17 protein-coding genes are annotated in these 15460 nt (G+C 42.6%); 9 read left to right on the plus strand and 8 right to left on the minus strand.

The window, feature by feature from the left end; translation table 11 throughout:
• Position 1 precedes the first annotated feature (1 nt).
• The 3 genes from nagB to IDJ75_RS12725 all read left to right on the plus strand — a co-directional run bounded on the left by nagB (position 2) and on the right by IDJ75_RS12725 (position 2472).
• Positions 2-1921: a glucosamine-6-phosphate deaminase gene (gene nagB, locus IDJ75_RS12715; RefSeq protein WP_191175973.1), complete on the plus strand. Its 1920-nt coding sequence runs from the start codon at positions 2-4 to the stop codon at positions 1919-1921.
• A gap of 61 nt (positions 1922-1982) precedes the next feature.
• Positions 1983-2183, plus strand: coding sequence for a DUF2683 family protein (locus IDJ75_RS12720; protein ID WP_191175974.1), 201 nt, complete (start codon positions 1983-1985; stop codon positions 2181-2183).
• A gap of 1 nt (position 2184) precedes the next feature.
• Positions 2185-2472 (plus strand): type II toxin-antitoxin system RelE/ParE family toxin, encoded by a 288-nt coding sequence (locus tag IDJ75_RS12725; protein WP_191175975.1) that lies wholly within the window; start codon positions 2185-2187, stop codon positions 2470-2472.
• A gap of 7 nt (positions 2473-2479) precedes the next feature.
• On the opposite strand, the gene IDJ75_RS12730 is transcribed toward IDJ75_RS12725, so the two are convergent.
• The 3 genes from IDJ75_RS12730 to IDJ75_RS12740 all read right to left on the minus strand — a co-directional run bounded on the left by IDJ75_RS12730 (position 2480) and on the right by IDJ75_RS12740 (position 5687).
• Positions 2480-3586: a DNA alkylation repair protein gene (locus tag IDJ75_RS12730; RefSeq protein WP_191175976.1), complete on the minus strand. Its 1107-nt coding sequence runs from the start codon at positions 3584-3586 to the stop codon at positions 2480-2482.
• An 84-nt stretch (positions 3587-3670) separates the two neighbouring features.
• Complete coding sequence (locus tag IDJ75_RS12735; protein ID WP_191175977.1) at positions 3671-4045, minus strand: DUF779 domain-containing protein; 375 nt, start codon at positions 4043-4045, stop codon at positions 3671-3673.
• A gap of 139 nt (positions 4046-4184) precedes the next feature.
• Entirely contained in the window at positions 4185-5687 is a 1503-nt protein-coding gene (locus tag IDJ75_RS12740; protein ID WP_191175978.1) for an aldehyde dehydrogenase family protein, read from the minus strand.
• Positions 5688-5843: 156 nt separating this feature from the next.
• Here IDJ75_RS12740 and IDJ75_RS12745 point away from each other — a divergent pair, with 156 nt between their 5' ends.
• Entirely contained in the window at positions 5844-6773 is a 930-nt protein-coding gene (locus tag IDJ75_RS12745; protein WP_191175979.1) for an AraC family transcriptional regulator, read from the plus strand.
• On the opposite strand, the gene IDJ75_RS12750 is transcribed toward IDJ75_RS12745, so the two are convergent.
• The 3 genes from IDJ75_RS12750 to IDJ75_RS12760 form a co-directional block, all read right to left on the minus strand.
• Positions 6770-7669 carry a helix-turn-helix domain-containing protein gene (locus tag IDJ75_RS12750; protein ID WP_191175980.1) on the minus strand — a complete coding sequence of 300 codons (900 nt, stop codon included), beginning with the start codon at positions 7667-7669 and terminating at the stop codon, positions 6770-6772. The genes IDJ75_RS12745 and IDJ75_RS12750 overlap by 4 nt on opposite strands.
• Before the next feature lie 6 nt (positions 7670-7675).
• Positions 7676-8092, minus strand: a complete 417-nt coding sequence (locus IDJ75_RS12755) for a nuclear transport factor 2 family protein (protein WP_191175981.1) — start codon at positions 8090-8092, stop codon at positions 7676-7678.
• Positions 8093-8195: 103 nt separating this feature from the next.
• The gene (locus IDJ75_RS12760) at positions 8196-8750 is read right to left on the minus strand and encodes a carboxymuconolactone decarboxylase family protein (RefSeq protein WP_191175982.1); all 555 of its coding nucleotides are present in this window, start codon (positions 8748-8750) and stop codon (positions 8196-8198) included.
• Between the two features lie 135 nt (positions 8751-8885).
• On the opposite strand from IDJ75_RS12760, the gene IDJ75_RS12765 reads away from it, so the two are divergent.
• Both IDJ75_RS12765 and IDJ75_RS12770 read left to right on the plus strand, forming a co-directional pair.
• Entirely contained in the window at positions 8886-9746 is an 861-nt protein-coding gene (locus IDJ75_RS12765; RefSeq protein WP_191175983.1) for an AraC family transcriptional regulator, read from the plus strand.
• Between the two features lie 75 nt (positions 9747-9821).
• Positions 9822-10538, plus strand: a complete 717-nt coding sequence (locus IDJ75_RS12770; RefSeq protein ID WP_191175984.1) for an SIP domain-containing protein — start codon at positions 9822-9824, stop codon at positions 10536-10538.
• Positions 10539-10541: 3 nt separating this feature from the next.
• On the opposite strand, the gene IDJ75_RS12775 is transcribed toward IDJ75_RS12770, so the two are convergent.
• Positions 10542-11009 carry a hypothetical protein gene (locus IDJ75_RS12775; protein WP_191175985.1) on the minus strand — a complete coding sequence of 156 codons (468 nt, stop codon included), beginning with the start codon at positions 11007-11009 and terminating at the stop codon, positions 10542-10544.
• A gap of 74 nt (positions 11010-11083) precedes the next feature.
• On the opposite strand from IDJ75_RS12775, the gene IDJ75_RS12780 reads away from it, so the two are divergent.
• Positions 11084-11842 (plus strand): DUF72 domain-containing protein, encoded by a 759-nt coding sequence (locus tag IDJ75_RS12780; protein WP_191175986.1) that lies wholly within the window; start codon positions 11084-11086, stop codon positions 11840-11842.
• 4 nt (positions 11843-11846) lie between these two features.
• On the opposite strand, the gene IDJ75_RS12785 is transcribed toward IDJ75_RS12780, so the two are convergent.
• Positions 11847-13130 carry a PAS domain S-box protein gene (locus IDJ75_RS12785; protein WP_191175987.1) on the minus strand — a complete coding sequence of 428 codons (1284 nt, stop codon included), beginning with the start codon at positions 13128-13130 and terminating at the stop codon, positions 11847-11849.
• Between the two features lie 399 nt (positions 13131-13529).
• On the opposite strand from IDJ75_RS12785, the gene IDJ75_RS12790 reads away from it, so the two are divergent.
• Together IDJ75_RS12790 and IDJ75_RS12795 are read left to right on the plus strand one after the other, a co-directional pair.
• On the plus strand, positions 13530-14534 hold the full coding sequence (locus IDJ75_RS12790; RefSeq protein WP_224746575.1) for a coiled-coil domain-containing protein: 1005 nt from the start codon (positions 13530-13532) through the stop codon (positions 14532-14534).
• 193 nt (positions 14535-14727) lie between these two features.
• Positions 14728-15420, plus strand: coding sequence for a hypothetical protein (locus tag IDJ75_RS12795; protein WP_191175988.1), 693 nt, complete (start codon positions 14728-14730; stop codon positions 15418-15420).
• The last annotated feature ends 40 nt before the right edge of the window (positions 15421-15460 follow it).

The following is a 15460-nucleotide window of genomic DNA, read 5'->3' on the forward strand; positions in this document are numbered from 1 at the left end:
GATGCTACTTAATTTATTAGAAGAAACCCGGTACGAAAAAGTACCTGTAAAAATATACGATACCGATAGCGAGGCGAGTTTGGATGTTGCCAAACGCATAGCAACCATCATCAAACAAAAGCAGGCTGAAGGAAAAACCGCTGTGCTGGGCTTGGCAACCGGTGTATCGCCCATAAAAGTTTACCAGGAACTGATAAGGTTGCACAAAGAAGAAAGCCTGAGTTTTAAAAACGTGGTAACCTTTAACCTGGATGAATACTACCCAATTCAGCCAGGTTCGGCACAGAGCTATGTGCGGTTCATGAAGGAGCAATTGTTCGATCATATCGATATTGATATGGCCAATGTGAACATTCCCGATGGCACGCTGGAAGAAAAGGACATTGCCGCATTTTGCCTGGCGTATGAGAAAAAAATAAATAGCTATGGTGGTATTGATGTGCAACTTTTAGGTATTGGGCGTACCGGCCATATTGGTTTTAACGAACCGGGCTCGGCGCCAAACTCGGGTACGCGTTTAGTTACCCTGAACGATCTTACCCGCCGCGATGCATCTAAAGATTTTGGTGGTAAAGAGAATGTACCCACCAAAGCCATCACCATGGGCATCGGTACCATCTTTAAAGCCCGCGAAATTATCCTGATGGCATGGAACGGTAAAAAGGCATCCATCATCAAAAAAGCCGTAGAAGGTGTAATATCCCCGGATGTACCTGCCACCTACCTGCAAAATTCAGATAATGTTGAGTTTGTTATCGATCGCGATGCTTCTGTAGATCTTACCCGTTTTGATACCCCATGGCTGGTTAAAGATTGCGTTTGGGATGATATGCTCATCAAAAAAGCGGTAATATGGCTGGCCAAAACGCTTAACAAACCCATCCTGAAGCTTACCGAGAACGATTATAACAACAACGGTATGGCGCAACTGGCTACACAGCTTGGGCCGGTGTATAATATCAATATCAGCATATTTAATAATATACAGCATACCATTACCGGCTGGCCGGGTGGTAAGTTTAATGCCGATGATAGCCAACGCCCCGAGCGTGCTAACCCTGCTGTAAAACGTTCTATCGTGTTCTCTCCGCACCCCGATGATGATGTGATCTCGATGGGGGGCACTTTCATCCGCCTGGCCGATCAGGGGCACGAGGTGCATGTAGCCTACCAAACATCGGGCAATACCGCTGTTTGGGATGATGAGATGCTGCGCTATGTTGAGTTTGCGATGGATTTTGCCAAATCACAATCGCAGGACGCGGCTTACCTGGAAGGCCTGTATAAAAGCATGGTAACCTTCCTGAAAAGTAAAACACCGAACCAGAGCGATCCCGAAGCTATCCGCACGGTTAAGGGGCTCATTCGTAAAGGGGAGGCTATTGCAGGGGCAAGGCTTGCGGGGCTAAAAGATCAGCGCATCCATTTTATGGACCTGCCTTTTTACGATCGCAGTAAAATACAAAAGAACGTATCTTTTGAGGATGATATACAGCAAACGATGCAGCTCTTGCAGGATGTGAAGCCCCATCAGATCTTCGCGGCCGGTGATTTTGCCGACCCACATGGCACGCACAAAATTTGCTTTGAAATAATGCTGGAAGCCTTCAACCGCCTGCGGCAGATTGAAGACTGGACAAAAGACTGCTGGATATGGCTGTACCGGGGTGCCTGGCACGAGTTTGAGATCCACGAGATAGAAATGGCTGTGCCGCTATCGCCGCAGGAGGTTTTACGCAAGCGCCTGGCCATATTTAAGCATCAATCGCAAAAGGATATCCCGGTATTTCCGGGTGATGACGCGCGCGAGTTTTGGGTGAGGGCAGAGGACCGTACCCACGAAACTGCCCGCATGTACAACGAGCTCGGCCTTGCCGAATACGAAGCCATTGAAGCATTTGTACGTTGGAAACTTGATTAAACTTAACGCTTCGGTAACCATTAAGCTTTTTATACTGTTTATAAATATATTATATTTGTGTATGGATGCATTAATTGTTTACCCGGAAAATAAAGAGCAATTGACCGCTTTAAAAGCTGTTATGAAGGCAATGAAAGTTTCGTTTGAGCAAAAAAGTATTGTTTACCCGGAGTATGTGATAGAGGGTGTAAAAGAATCTTTAAAACAAGCGTCAGAAGGCCAATTAACAGCTTTTACAGGTGTTAAGGATATGCTCAATTAGTATGAGTTTACAGATTTATTATACTCCCAATTCAAGAGAGACATTTAAATCCACCTATAATTTCATTAAAAATAAATTCGGAAGTAGCGCGGCTGATAAATTTTCAATCAAAGCTGACAAAACGATTTATTTATTAGCTGATCATCCATTAATGTTTAAAGTTTCAACGATTGCGCCTGATGTTAGAGTGGGCTTGATTACAAAACAATGTTCGTTGTTTTATAGAGTTACCGAAACCGCTATTCATATATTGTTTTTTTGGGATAATCGCCAGGAACCTATTTTTTAAAAACTCGTTAAACGCTACACAACTCAAACTCACCTGTAGCTTTTTCTTCACCATTTACTATCAGGGCTATCTTATGCAAGCCAACATAAAAAGTGCGGGTAGTTATCTGTATGAATTTTTGCTTGCGGTTGATGCTCCACGTTTCTTTCGGTGCGAAGATCCGCTCGCTTATTTTGTAAACTTTTTTTGAAAATTTTCCATTCTTCATGGGGTAAAATATGGCGTACTCTAAACGTATTTTTTGTTCATCGGTATTGGTGTTTGCTACCGTGAAGGTAAACTCCACGCTGTCGCCGATGCTGATCTTTGGCGTTAATACCTTAAAGTTATTCAGTTCGATACCTTTGGTATGCAGGCCGTAATGCGCCAGTATTTCGGTATGGCCTTGTTTTAACAAGGTACGGCTGCCGTGTTTAATAATGGCATCGGTTTCTTTGCTGATGCCTGTCCACCTGGCGGCAATATCCAGCACTACTTCGGGGAAATCCTTGGCAATATCATTCAGGTTATTGGCCACACTGCGGCGTACCCATTCGGATGGATCGGCCTTCAGATTTTCCAGTATAGGCAGTATCAAGGTAACCTCTTTCTTTAAAGCAGGTACGGCCATTGCCCAGGGTAAACGCGGCCGGCTGCCTTCGCTTGCCATGCGGCGTACTTTATGGTTTTCGTGCTTTGACCACGCCAGCATTTGTTTCATCATTGGCTCGTGGTATTTGATCAGGAACGGCCTTACCGCAAATTCGCAGCTTACAAACTGTGTAGTAAATTCAAGCGCATCAACGGCTGTATCGTAATCATTAAGCCCATAAACTTCAATATAATCGGGCAGAAACATGTAAGCGAGCCCATCCTCACCAATGCCTTTTTCTCTGAGCAGGCTGATCAGGTTTTTGATGATGGCAACACCTTCCTTAAAATCAGCAGGCATAAAACTATGCAGGGTTTTAACCGTATGGCGCATACGCTCTTTCAGCTCCATATTGTCGAATGCAGGGGTGTAGATCTGCTGTGTAAACGCTTGCTTGTCAAAACCGGGCAACACATCTGTTAACGAATCTGATAACCGGCTATAAAACATGGGGGAGTAAAGGTCTTTGAGAGGGCTTGCCATGGGGTAAAAATAGGCATTAAAACAAAAAAAAGCCCGGCACTTTCGTACCGGACCTTTACTCAAAATATAAACCCTCACAAGTTCTTAGTCTGCTATAAATGTTACCGGTTCTAAATCAGGCAACTCCGCATCGGTAAATAACCGCGACTGGATCAGAAACCTGTACCCGGTAGGTATCTCTAACGAAAAGCTGGCCCCCCGGCCTTTAGTAATGGTAACCGTTAGCTGTGTATGCTGCCAATATTCAAACTGGTCTTTACTCATCCAAAACTCACAACCGTCAATCTCGCCCAGTTTTACATCGCTGCCACCCAGTTTAAACTCACCTTTTTCAAAACACATGGGCGATGAACCGTCACAGCAACCCCCGCTTTGGTGAAACATCAGGTCGCCAAAACGTCCTTTTAATTCGGCTATAAGGGCGGATGCTTCGGGTGATACCAATACTCTTTTTAACATTTTGCTACGTTTTATTAACCACAGAGTACACAGAGGTTTTCATAGAGAACACACAGAACTTTTCTTTGTGCTACCTGTGAATTTAACCATGCAAATCTCTGTTATCTCTGTGGTTAAACTTAACAAATAAGCTATCGGCCTAAAAGAAACCCAGCTTGTTTTTATTGTAAGAGATCAGCATGTTTTTTGTTTGGCGGTAATGCTCAAGCATCATCTTATGGTTCTCGCGGCCAAAGCCCGATTTTTTGTACCCCCCAAACGGTGCATGTGCAGGGTAGGCGTGGTAATTATTCACCCAAACACGGCCTGCCTGTATAGCACGCGGTACCTGATAAATCTCATGCGCATCGCGTGTCCAAACGCCGGCACCTAAGCCATACATGGTATCGTTGGCAATTTCAATAGCTTCTTCAACTGTTTTAAAAGTGGTAACACAAGCAACCGGGCCGAAGATCTCTTCCTGGAAAATGCGCATTTTGTTATGCCCTTTAAACAGGGTAGGCTGTATGTAATAGCCGGTACTTAAATCACCGTCCAGCTTTTTAACTTCGCCGCCACATAATACTTCGGCGCCTTCTTCACGGCCAATTTTAAGGTACGATTGGATCTTCTCGTACTGGTCGTTTGATGCCTGCGCGCCCATCATGGTGCTATCATCAAGCGGGTTGCCCATTTTTATGGCGTTCACACGCTCAATAACACGGGCAATAAACTTATCATAAATACTTTCCTGGATCAGGATGCGTGATGGGCAGGTACAAACCTCGCCCTGGTTAAGCGCAAACATTACAGCACCTTCAATGGCCTTATCAAAAAACGCGTCGTCGGCATCAGCTATCGATTCAAAAAAGATATTTGGCGATTTGCCACCCAGCTCCATGGTAACCGGTATAAGGTTTTCTGACGCGTACTGCATGATCAGCCGGCCTGTAGTAGTCTCGCCGGTGAACGATACTTTGGCAATGCGTGGCGAGGATGCCAGTGGTTTACCCGCTTCCGGCCCAAAACCTGTTACAATATTCAATACACCCGCCGGCAAAATTTCGCCTATTAATTCCATCAATACCATAATGGATGTTGGTGTTTGCTCGGCAGGTTTTACCACGCAACAGTTACCGGCAGCAAGGGCCGGGGCAATTTTCCAGGTGGCCATTAGCAGCGGGAAATTCCATGGGATGATCTGGCCTACAACGCCAAGCGGTTCGCTTAAAACAATGCTTACGGTAAATTCGTCGTGCTCAGATATACCGCCTTCTTCGGCACGGATAACACCGGCAAAGTAGCGGAAATGATCTATTACCAAAGGGAGGTCGGCATTTTTGGTTTCGCGGATAGCTTTGCCATTATCTATGGCCTCAACAGTAGCCAGGTAATCAAGGTTGGCTTCAATGGTATCGGCAATTTTATTTAAGATGCCTGCGCGATAGGCAGCAGATGATTTACCCCAGGTAGCAAAGGCGGCGTGCGCGGCATCTAACGCAAGTTCAATATCCTCTTTTGTAGAGCGGGCGGCCTTAGTAAATGCTTTACCATCAATAGGCGAAACGTTATGAAAATATTCGCCTTTAACCGGCGGAACAAACTTGCCGCCAATAAAATTATCATACTTATCCTTAAAGGAAGGTTTTTTATTGATAGTCATTTTTACAGGTTTTAATTAGAATTGGTTTTGCTAAGTTAGGCTGGCCGGGGGTTGGCCATTTGCACAATGCTATCAATTGGTAGCACAATAATGTCAATATGTTTGGGTTATTGTTATTACTGTTTACAATGCCTAATTTGTACTAAATATTCAGCCATGAATAATGTAAACCTACTAACGCCTTTAGGCCTCTCTAATGGAAAAGAACTGCGTACCCTGGTGGAAAATCGCAAGGCTTATACTATGAACCACTGCGAGCTGAATGTTTTTGAAACTTATGAGCGCAGCGAGCTGGTACCCCTAACCTTTAGCGACCTGGTAATAACCAGCATGTTGCGCGGTAAAAAGGTGATGCACTTGTTTGATAAGCCCGGCTTTGATTACCTGCCCGGCGAAACCGTTATTGTACCGCCGAACATCACCATGACCATTGATTTCCCGGAGGCTACGGCGCAGCAGCCATCGCAATGTACGGCGCTGGCCATCAATCAGCAGGAGATAACTAATACGCTTGATTACCTGAATGAGCATTACCCGCGCGAGGATAAATATGCCTGGCAATTAAACTATAAACAGTTTCACTTCTTTAACAATTATGAACTGGCACAACTCATCAATAAACTGATACGCATAAGTACGGGCGATGCCTTAACTAAAGATGTGCTGGCCAGTTTTACATTAAAGGAACTGCTTATCCGCATTATGCAGATGCAGAATTTGCACGAAGTAAAAGATAATATGCACGAACTATCAACGGGCAGCAGGTTTGCGTACGTGCTTGAATATATTAAACAACACCTTACCGAGAAATTGAATATTGATGCCCTTAGCCAAATGGCTTTTATGAGTAAGCCGAGTTTCTTCCGTGCTTTTAAGCACGAATTAGGCATATCCCCGGTTGATTATATCATTAAAGAGCGTATCCAATTGGCCAAGCAATTTATGAACAACCCATACAACAGCATATCTGAAGCTTGCTTTAAAGCCGGTTTTAATAACCTGAACTACTTTAGCAGGGCATTTAAGAAAATTGAAGGCATAACACCAAGCTTATACAAAGCCGGCATCAATGGCAAGGTGCATTAATTGACCATGATCTTACCGTTTACCACTGCCTTGGCAAAGCCAACCGTATCCCGGTACATTTGGGGCGATACATCGGCGTTGGTTTTAAAAAAGCGGCTAAAGTAGTACTCGTCTTCATAACCCAGCCTGTAGGCTATCTCTTTGATAGTCCGGTTTGTGAGGTATAGCTCGCGCTTGGCCTCAATAACTATACGCTCGGCAATCAGGTTGCTAACTGTTTTATTAAAATGCGTTTTGGTGATGCGGGCCAGCGCCTTTGCCGATATATTAAGCATATCGGCGTAATCGCTTGCACTATGTTTGGTTTTGAAGTTAAGCTCTATTGATTCTTTAAGGTTTTGCAGGATGAAGTTTTTGGTGTCGGTATCCTGGCTTTCCAGTTCCTGCTGCTGGGCTTTTAAGCGCGATGCCGTGATCAGGAAGATCTTGAGGTATGATATCAATATCTCGTATTGGGCCATCGCCTCGTTTTGCATTTCGGCTTTTATCTGGCCAAGCAGCATATCAAGGGTAATAGCGGTACTGGTATCAATTTTAACAAATGGCGGATGATATATGTTATTGAACAATACCCCGCTGCATGATACCTCTTTGTCATGTTTATGGATGCAGAAAAAATCGGGGTGAAACTCAATACAAACGCCGCTTACCGGTTGGCTTTCGGTAAGCATAAATGGCTGGTAAGGGGTAAAAGCCAGCAGATCATTAGCCGCAAACTCATATTCCGAAAAATCTGCCCGTAGTTTCCCGGCACCCTGTTTTAACCATATCACCGAGTAATAATTATTGCGCCGTAAGTAGTTAAAATGGCTGTTATCATCAAACGTAAACCATCTGAACAGGAAATGGCCGTTTGCCGGGTCGATAAGGGTAAGGGCGTCTTTAATATCTGTCATGGCGTATTAAACTAATTTACGGTCGGTTTCGGCAATAGGCAAATCATTGATGCTGGCAAAACGCTTTTGCATATAGCCGTTCTCATCAAACTCCCAAAGCTCGTTACCATAGCTGCGGTACCATTGGCCGCTGTGGTCATGCCATTCGTACTCAAACCGTACTGCCATGCGGTTGTCTTTAAAGCCCCATAGCTCTTTTTTTAGCTTGTAATCCAGTTCTTTTTCCCATTTACTTTTTAAAAATTGCTTTACTTCTTCGCGGCCGTTTATAAAATCGGTACGGTTACGCCATTCGGTATCAATGGTATAAGCAAGGCTTACTTTTTCAGGGTCGCGGGTGTTCCAGGCATCTTCTGCTGCCTGTACTTTTTGCTGGGCTGTTTCCATATTAAATGGTGGCAGCGGGTATTTTTTTGGTTCCATAAAAACGGATAATTTTTAAGCGTTAATAAAAGTAAACAATACAGCAAAAGCCGGTGTATTTTATTACCGACTTTTACTGTTACCTGATATTTCTATTATCGGTTTAAGCTTCTATAGCCTGTAATGGTTTTGCCACCGGGAAGTCGATCACGGTGTCGGCTGTGTTGTTAAAATAATTGGTCAGGATGTTTAGCGCAACGTGGCCAACCAATTCGCCCACTTCACCATCTGTAAAACCTGCAGCTTTTACAGCATCAACATCACCGGCGGCAACCAGGCCTTGTTTGGTAATTAATGTTGTGGCAAATTTTAAGGCGGCATCTGTTTTTGCATCGGCTGCATTTGCGTGGCGGGCGTTTAGTATGGTTTCGGCATCAATGTGAGCCAATTTTTCGCCTATGTATGAGTGTGCGGATAAACAGTAAGCACAACTGTTTTTTTCGCCTATAGCCAGGGCTAAAAGTTCGCCGGTTTTTGCACCAAGTGTGCCTTTGGCCAAAGCGCCACTTAAGTTTAGGTAGCCTTCTAATAAAGCAGGCGAGTTACCCATGGTGCGCATCATATTTGGTACTACACCAAGTTTACCTTGTATAGCGTTAAATAATTCTTTTGTTTTTCCTGTAGTTTCGTCGGGGTTTAGAGCTGTTAAGCGTGCCATTGTTTTAAGTTTTTTGTTTGTCGATATTGACAATACAAATGTGCAAACAGCCGCCCCGCTGTACCATGGATGATGTTCGTTAGTGGATGGACAATTTTCCCAACTGATATTATTTAATGTTTATTTTTACCCGTCATGAAAGATATTCCTGTACATCAGTTAGAGAAAAGGGGCAGCATCGGTATGGAGATATGGCGTTATCAAGCCGGGGAGATCCAAAATGATACTCTTGATGAAGAGATAATGAAGGCCCACCGGGATGACCACTATATATTTTTTATTGTGGAGGCGGGTGATACGGCCTTAATGATAGATTTTAACGAAATAAAGTTTTCCCCTCATACTTTATATTACATTTTGCCCGGGCAGGTGCACCACGGCCTGAGCGACGAACGGGCTGCGGGCTGGTTTATGGCGGTAGATACCATGCTGATACCGCCCGATTACCGTAAGGTGTTTGAGGGGCAGTTGGCTTTGCAAAAGCCATATTTGTTAGATGACGGGCAAATGAAACAATGTATGGGGTTGCTTGATCTGCTGCTTCAACGTTTTTTGGAACATGAAAAGAGTACCTTCAATGTATCTATAGTGCATTCACTTTTGCAGTCATTTATCGGGATCGCTGCCGGTTGCTATGCTGAGATCAACGACATAGATGTACGGGTGTCAAGACCGGTGGAGCTTTCGCGAATGTTTAAGCAATTACTGGTAGATAATTACGTAGCCATAAAAAGCCCATCCGTTTATGCAGGGATGCTTAACGTATCTGAAAGGTATTTGAACGAGGTTTTAAAAAAAGCAACCGGCTTCTCGGTAAGTTACTGGATACTGAACGAGATTATGCTGGAAGCCAAGCGCCTTTTATACTATAGCGAATGTAATGTTAAAGAAGTAGCCCATGCTTTGGGTTATGATGACCATGCTTATTTTTCACGTTTGTTTAAAAAAGCCGAGGGGATAACACCCCTTACCTTTAGGGTAACTTACCGTAAATAGTCCAATTATTACCGCATAGTTGCCATTGTTATGCGATGATTTACCCCGTTTCTTTGTAGTATCAAAATTACTCACATGGAAACATCTACATTATATAAACTCAAAAAAAAGGCCGGCGAATTTTTCGAACCACGGTTCCTGCAAACCGGCACTGTGCTGGAAGTAAGGCCATGGGCACCATCCACTTTAATTGAAATTGATTTGCATTTGCCCCTTGTTGATATGCAGCAATGGGATTACATACCCTATATCAAATTCAAGGTGGATCATTTTACATTCAGGGACTACACCCCATCCGGCTGGGATGCCGAAACCCGCACCTGCACCATTTATGTTGACGCGGTGCATAACGGCCCGGGCAGCAAATGGGCACGCCAACTAAAAAAAGGTGATACCATCAGCTATATTAAAAAAGTAGGCTTTACCCACCACCAACCCGATCAGGTATCGGCAGTAATTGCCTTGGGGGATGAAAGCAGCGTTGGACATTTGCTTGCCCTGCAAAAAATGGTACTGCCGCATACCCGTTTCTCGGGCGGCATTGTTATTGGCGAGGATGAGCACCGCAGGTTGTTTAACGAATATTTTTGGACACCTATTGAACCCGTAGCGCGCAAGGATGTTTACGGCCACAATAGCCTAATGGAATGGGTGCTTAAACAGCAATACAGCCTGGAGAATACTATATTTTACCTTGCAGGTAATAATACAATGGTAGCCCAGCTGCGTAAATTGCTTAAACAGCAGGGCTATCCATCATCGCAAATAAAAGCGCAGGGCTTTTGGTCGTAATTATTATTTCTGCTTCACGTAGGTTTCTATGATCTCGTGGTTAATGTTGAGGCTGTCTATCTTTTCGATGCCTTTTTGTACCAGCGTATCATGTTTAAACTGAACGGTGAAATCAAAGCTGCGGCCTTCCCATTCGCGGGCGTTTAGGTAGGCCAGGTGTTCGGTGTATTTGTCGCCTTTAAAATCGTAAGTACCGCCACCGGCTGTGTAGGTAGCATCTTTGCCTTTCCCTTTGCTTAGATCGTGCCGCATAAAGGCAAAGTGAGTGGCGTTTAAAACTTTTATCATTTCCTGGTTAGGCACAGGGTAGTCTTTTACGGTATCGCCTTTGGTAACCGTAACAGCCGATACCAGTTTCCAGGTGCCCTCCATTGGCGACGCTGTTGGCGGTGTATCAGGTGTTGCAGGCATTTTTGGGCTACAGGCTGCAAAGGCAATTGCCGCAAGGGGCAGTAAACGTAATAATTTCATGAGATTGAGGTTTTGTTGATTTTACTGCTAATATAAGCGCAACAATAGTAAATGCAAGTTTGTTAAGCTATTGTATGCAAACAACAAGTCGAAATTACTACTCGGGCACCAGCGGATTGGTGTTGCCTGTTCCCAATAAATCATCATACCCACCGGCTTTTCAGGATAAGTCGCGGCTTTGCTATTACGCATCGCTGTTTAATAGTATAGAGGTAAATAGTTCGTTTTATAAAGTACCGCAGGCATCCACCGTAAAAAAATGGGCCGATGATGTTCCGGATAATTTTATGTTTACCTACAAGCTTTGGCGCGATATCACACATAATAAACCATTGCTTTTTAATCAAGCGGATGTTGAACGCTTTATACAGGTGATTGATGCCGCCGGCGATAAGAAAGGTAGTTTGCTTATCCAGCTGCCGCCGGGCACAACAATAGCAGATGCTGCACAATTAGAACAATTATTAGAAAACATCAGGGATGCAAACCCTGCGTATGGCTGGGATGTAGCGGTAGAATTCAGGCACCCCTCGTGGTATAAGGATAACATTTATACTATGCTTGATAATTATGGCGTCGGTATGGTGGTACAGGATATGCCAAAATCGCTTACGCCGATGATAGATATGCCCACGGATTTTGTTTACCTGCGCTTTCATGGGCCAAACGGCGGTTACCGGGGCAGTTATACCGATGCTTTTTTATATGAATACGCCGGGTATATTAATGATTGGCTTGCAGATGGGAAAAGAGTTTACGCATACTTTAATAACACCATGGGCGATGCCATTAATAATTTAATAACGCTGAATAAGTATGTTAATGAGCTATAGCTAATTACTTTTCAATATTAATATTTGTGCTTTCGGTTTTACTGATAATTGCCTTGATCACTTCATCAAGCTCATTGGCAGATATTTCAAGAAAACCCATCAGTTCTTTATCAACGATGTTCTCCTTATCTATATTTATCATATTGATCAGGCCTAATATGCGGCATAAAGGGGCACGTACAATATGCGATTGCATGTAGGCAATCTCTCTTAGTTGAGCGTTTTGTTTTTCTATGGCCTGTGTATATTTTATGCTATCAGTAATATCCCTCGCAATTACCAATCGTTCATTTTTCCCCTGGTAAACAATATTGCTGCACCTCACTTCCGAATAAAACTCTTTCCCGTTTTTAGTTTTATGCATTACGGTTGATACTGAGGGGGTAGTAGGGTCTATTTTTTCAATTGTTTTTAAAAGGTCTTCAACATGGCTTACAGGCCTTATGTTTTTTATGGTCATGCTCTTAAATTCGCTGCGTGTATATCCATATTTGCGTATAGCCGCACCATTTACCTGTAAAAACTGTAAGGTATCGGTATCAAATATCCACATGGGCGACGGGTTGCGAAAGAACAGGCTTTTGTAATGCCCTTCCGACTCGAGAAGCTGTGAATTGAGGGCGTTTTTTTCATTAACCTGTTGCTGCAGGCTTTTTCGGAGCAAGGCCTCCTCAATTATTGTTTTCTCGAGTCCAATAATAATATGGCGCAATACCACCACGACAGATATGTTTAGAAACAAAAAGTTGGAGGAGTAAAGTATCCAGGAATCAAATGGGTATTTAACAATAAGCGGAGAATTGAATAGCTTAAAATATATAACAGCACTAAAAAAAGAGTAAATGCCGATGTTTACGATTAAAGACCATGCTATTGCACGGCCGCTAAACAGCGCTGTTATAAATACCGCCATTGCCATCAAATAAATGCTCCCCCCGCCAAATGATCCTAAGGATGCCATCATAAAAATAGTCATCAGATAAAAAACCACAATAACGTACAGCTTTTTGTAATATGGCTTTATATGGTTATTAAGGGCTAATGCAGGGATGGTGATTAACGCGAACGTATAATAAAATGGTATAAACCTGTAACCATTATTTAATAAAATTATAATGCTTGGTATTATGGCTACAAGGCTTAATGGTGTAGCATAGAGGATAATTTTGATGAAAAGGTCCTCTCTCCAAAAGTGTATATCTTTTAACTCATCCGCTACATTATCATTAAAAGCGTGTTTAATAAATATTTTATAAGTTTTCCAAATACGTTTTAAAAATAGAAACATATTATTGGGGTTTAATTAATATATTTTTATCTAAGTTAATTAAATATACAATTGGTGAAAGTGGTTATTAATTTTCATCGTAATTAAAATAAAAGAATAGTGCAATAATAGCTATGCCGGTAACTTATTGTATTAGTATGGTGGTATGCTATTAGCTTACAGGCTGCAGTAATACTACAATATGATAGTAAGGCTGCAATGCAGAACGGCATTTAACATCAGTAAATTGCACCATATATGGTATGTGTTTTCTTATAAAGCAATATACTAGTTAAAATACACACTAAACACTGTTTTTATTAAATAATTTATTTTAATATTATAGGATTATGATAAATTAACAAGTGTTATATTGAAATGCAGCAGTTTTTCAATTGAAAACCATCTTATCCGACACTTATGCATAAAAAAGCTAAACCGAGCGATCTGATAGCCTATAGCAAAGATTTTGTTCTTCACAACGAGGAAAAAGAAAAACGCGCCGCAGAATTAATTGTTGCTAATAATGAGCTTGCTTTTCAAAACCAGGAGAAAGAAAAACGGGCCGCCGAACTCATCATCGCCAATAAAGAGCTTGCCTTTCAGAATGAAGAGAAGGAGAGACGGGCGCAGGAACTGGTGCTCGCCAATAAAGAGCTTGCCTTTCAGAATAAAGAGAAGGAGAAAAGGGCAGAAGAACTGGTTATTGCTAATAAGGAGCTTGTTATCCAAAACGATGAAAAGGCTAAACGTGCTGCAGAGTTGATAGTTGCTAATAAAGAACTCATTTTTCAAAATGGGGAAAAAGAAAAACGTGCGGCTGAGCTGATCATCGCCAATAAAGAGCTTATCTTTCAAAACGGAGAAAAAAGCAAACGTGCTGCAGAACTAGCCTTGGCTAATAAGGAGCTCGTTTTTCAGAACGAGGAGAAGTGGAAGCGAGCAGCCGAACTCATCATTGCTAATAAAGAACTTGCGTTTCAAAATAATGAGAAAGAGAAACGTGCGGCAGAACTTATCATTGCAAATAAGGAACTGGTTTTTCAGAGCGGAGAAAAAGAAAAGCGTGCTGCAGAATTGATCATTGCCAATAAGGAACTTGTTTTTCAGAATGCTGAGAAGGAAAAGCGCGCTGAAGAGCTGAGCGTAGCGTACAAAAAAATTAAAAAAGCAGAAGAGGTACTGAGAGAATATATAAAAGGATTGGAACAAATGATGTTTATGACCCATCATAAAGTACGGCAGCCGGTAGCCAATATATTAGGTTTATCGCAAATGCTGGAGAAGTACATTAAAGCACCGGTTACTTTGCGCAAACTGGTTGGTTATATGAAAGTATCTGCCATAGATCTGGATACTTTCACCAAAGAACTTACTGTATTAATAGGGGCTTGGGATAAAAAAGTTAAAAAGAAAACGCAATAACATAAAAGGTTTGCATAGCCTGTTATGTTATTGCGGGTATCTACTTTTCAGGTATTCTCACCTCATTAGAATATACCTTTCATTAGGCTCATCTTCGCCTGTAGGGTACTTGTAATACAAATGTTACTATAATGCCAAAGCCCGGGTTAAACCATGGGCGGTTAGGTACCGTCATATATGCAAATTAAGAAACATGAAAAAGATATTATTGATGATAACCTTCCTGGCCGGTACAGCTGTATTAGCCCAGGCACAAACCCAGAAGGTGCATAAAACACCCGAGCAAAAAGCCCAGCACATGACCGAGGCTTTAAATAAGAAGTTAGCCTTGTCGGCAGATCAGTCTGCAAAGGTAAACGCCATTTTTACTAAAAGTGCGGTAAGCATGGATAGCCTGAAGGCTCATAAATCTGCCGACCGTAAAGCAAATATGCAGGCGCGCAAAGCTATTATGGCAAATACAAATGCCAGCCTTAAAAACGTTTTAACTGCCGACCAGCAAACTAAGTTTGCAGATATGAAAGCAAGCTTTAAAGGCAGGATGCATGGTAAACGTGGCGATCATAAAGGTATAGCGCCAGAGCAAAAAGCACAACGTATATCAAAGGTGTTGCAGAAAAAATTGAGCCTGACCCAGGATCAGTACGCTAAGGTGAATACTATTTTATTGAAACGTGCTACCCAGATGGATAGCTTAAAAGCAAACCGTTCTGCTACCGACCGTAAAGCGAACAAAGAAAGCCGCAAAGCGATACTGGTACAAACAGATGGCGAACTGAAAGCCGTATTAACAGCCGACCAGTTAAAAAACTACACTGAGCTAAAAGCCCAGATGAAAGAAAGAATGAAAAACAGGAGAGGTACTAAAGCCCCAACTGCCGGATAATTTTTGTGAGTGAGTGATGATAAAGCGGGTAGCCCATGTG

This window comes from Mucilaginibacter rigui (genome assembly GCF_014773275.1).
GTDB classification, from domain to species: domain Bacteria; phylum Bacteroidota; class Bacteroidia; order Sphingobacteriales; family Sphingobacteriaceae; genus Mucilaginibacter; species Mucilaginibacter rigui_A.

What these genes read in the sequence shown, in the direction of transcription:
- IDJ75_RS12785 (WP_191175987.1), bottom strand. Translation starts at nt 13,130, where the DNA reads ATGTTTCTATTTTTAAAACGTATTTGGAAAACTTATAAAATATTTATT.
- IDJ75_RS12790 (WP_224746575.1), top strand. Translation starts at nt 13,530, where the DNA reads ATGCATAAAAAAGCTAAACCGAGCGATCTGATAGCCTATAGCAAAGAT.
- IDJ75_RS12760 (WP_191175982.1), bottom strand. Translation starts at nt 8,750, where the DNA reads ATGGCACGCTTAACAGCTCTAAACCCCGACGAAACTACAGGAAAAACA.
- IDJ75_RS12765 (WP_191175983.1), top strand. Translation starts at nt 8,886, where the DNA reads ATGAAAGATATTCCTGTACATCAGTTAGAGAAAAGGGGCAGCATCGGT.
- IDJ75_RS12735 (WP_191175977.1), bottom strand. Translation starts at nt 4,045, where the DNA reads ATGTTAAAAAGAGTATTGGTATCACCCGAAGCATCCGCCCTTATAGCC.
- IDJ75_RS12740 (WP_191175978.1), bottom strand. Translation starts at nt 5,687, where the DNA reads ATGACTATCAATAAAAAACCTTCCTTTAAGGATAAGTATGATAATTTT.
- IDJ75_RS12720 (WP_191175974.1), top strand. Translation starts at nt 1,983, where the DNA reads ATGGATGCATTAATTGTTTACCCGGAAAATAAAGAGCAATTGACCGCT.
- IDJ75_RS12775 (WP_191175985.1), bottom strand. Translation starts at nt 11,009, where the DNA reads ATGAAATTATTACGTTTACTGCCCCTTGCGGCAATTGCCTTTGCAGCC.
- IDJ75_RS12745 (WP_191175979.1), top strand. Translation starts at nt 5,844, where the DNA reads ATGAATAATGTAAACCTACTAACGCCTTTAGGCCTCTCTAATGGAAAA.
- IDJ75_RS12780 (WP_191175986.1), top strand. Translation starts at nt 11,084, where the DNA reads ATGCAAACAACAAGTCGAAATTACTACTCGGGCACCAGCGGATTGGTG.
- IDJ75_RS12725 (WP_191175975.1), top strand. Translation starts at nt 2,185, where the DNA reads ATGAGTTTACAGATTTATTATACTCCCAATTCAAGAGAGACATTTAAA.
- IDJ75_RS12750 (WP_191175980.1), bottom strand. Translation starts at nt 7,669, where the DNA reads ATGACAGATATTAAAGACGCCCTTACCCTTATCGACCCGGCAAACGGC.
- IDJ75_RS12795 (WP_191175988.1), top strand. Translation starts at nt 14,728, where the DNA reads ATGAAAAAGATATTATTGATGATAACCTTCCTGGCCGGTACAGCTGTA.
- nagB (WP_191175973.1), top strand. Translation starts at nt 2, where the DNA reads ATGCTACTTAATTTATTAGAAGAAACCCGGTACGAAAAAGTACCTGTA.
- IDJ75_RS12730 (WP_191175976.1), bottom strand. Translation starts at nt 3,586, where the DNA reads ATGGCAAGCCCTCTCAAAGACCTTTACTCCCCCATGTTTTATAGCCGG.
- IDJ75_RS12770 (WP_191175984.1), top strand. Translation starts at nt 9,822, where the DNA reads ATGGAAACATCTACATTATATAAACTCAAAAAAAAGGCCGGCGAATTT.
- IDJ75_RS12755 (WP_191175981.1), bottom strand. Translation starts at nt 8,092, where the DNA reads ATGGAACCAAAAAAATACCCGCTGCCACCATTTAATATGGAAACAGCC.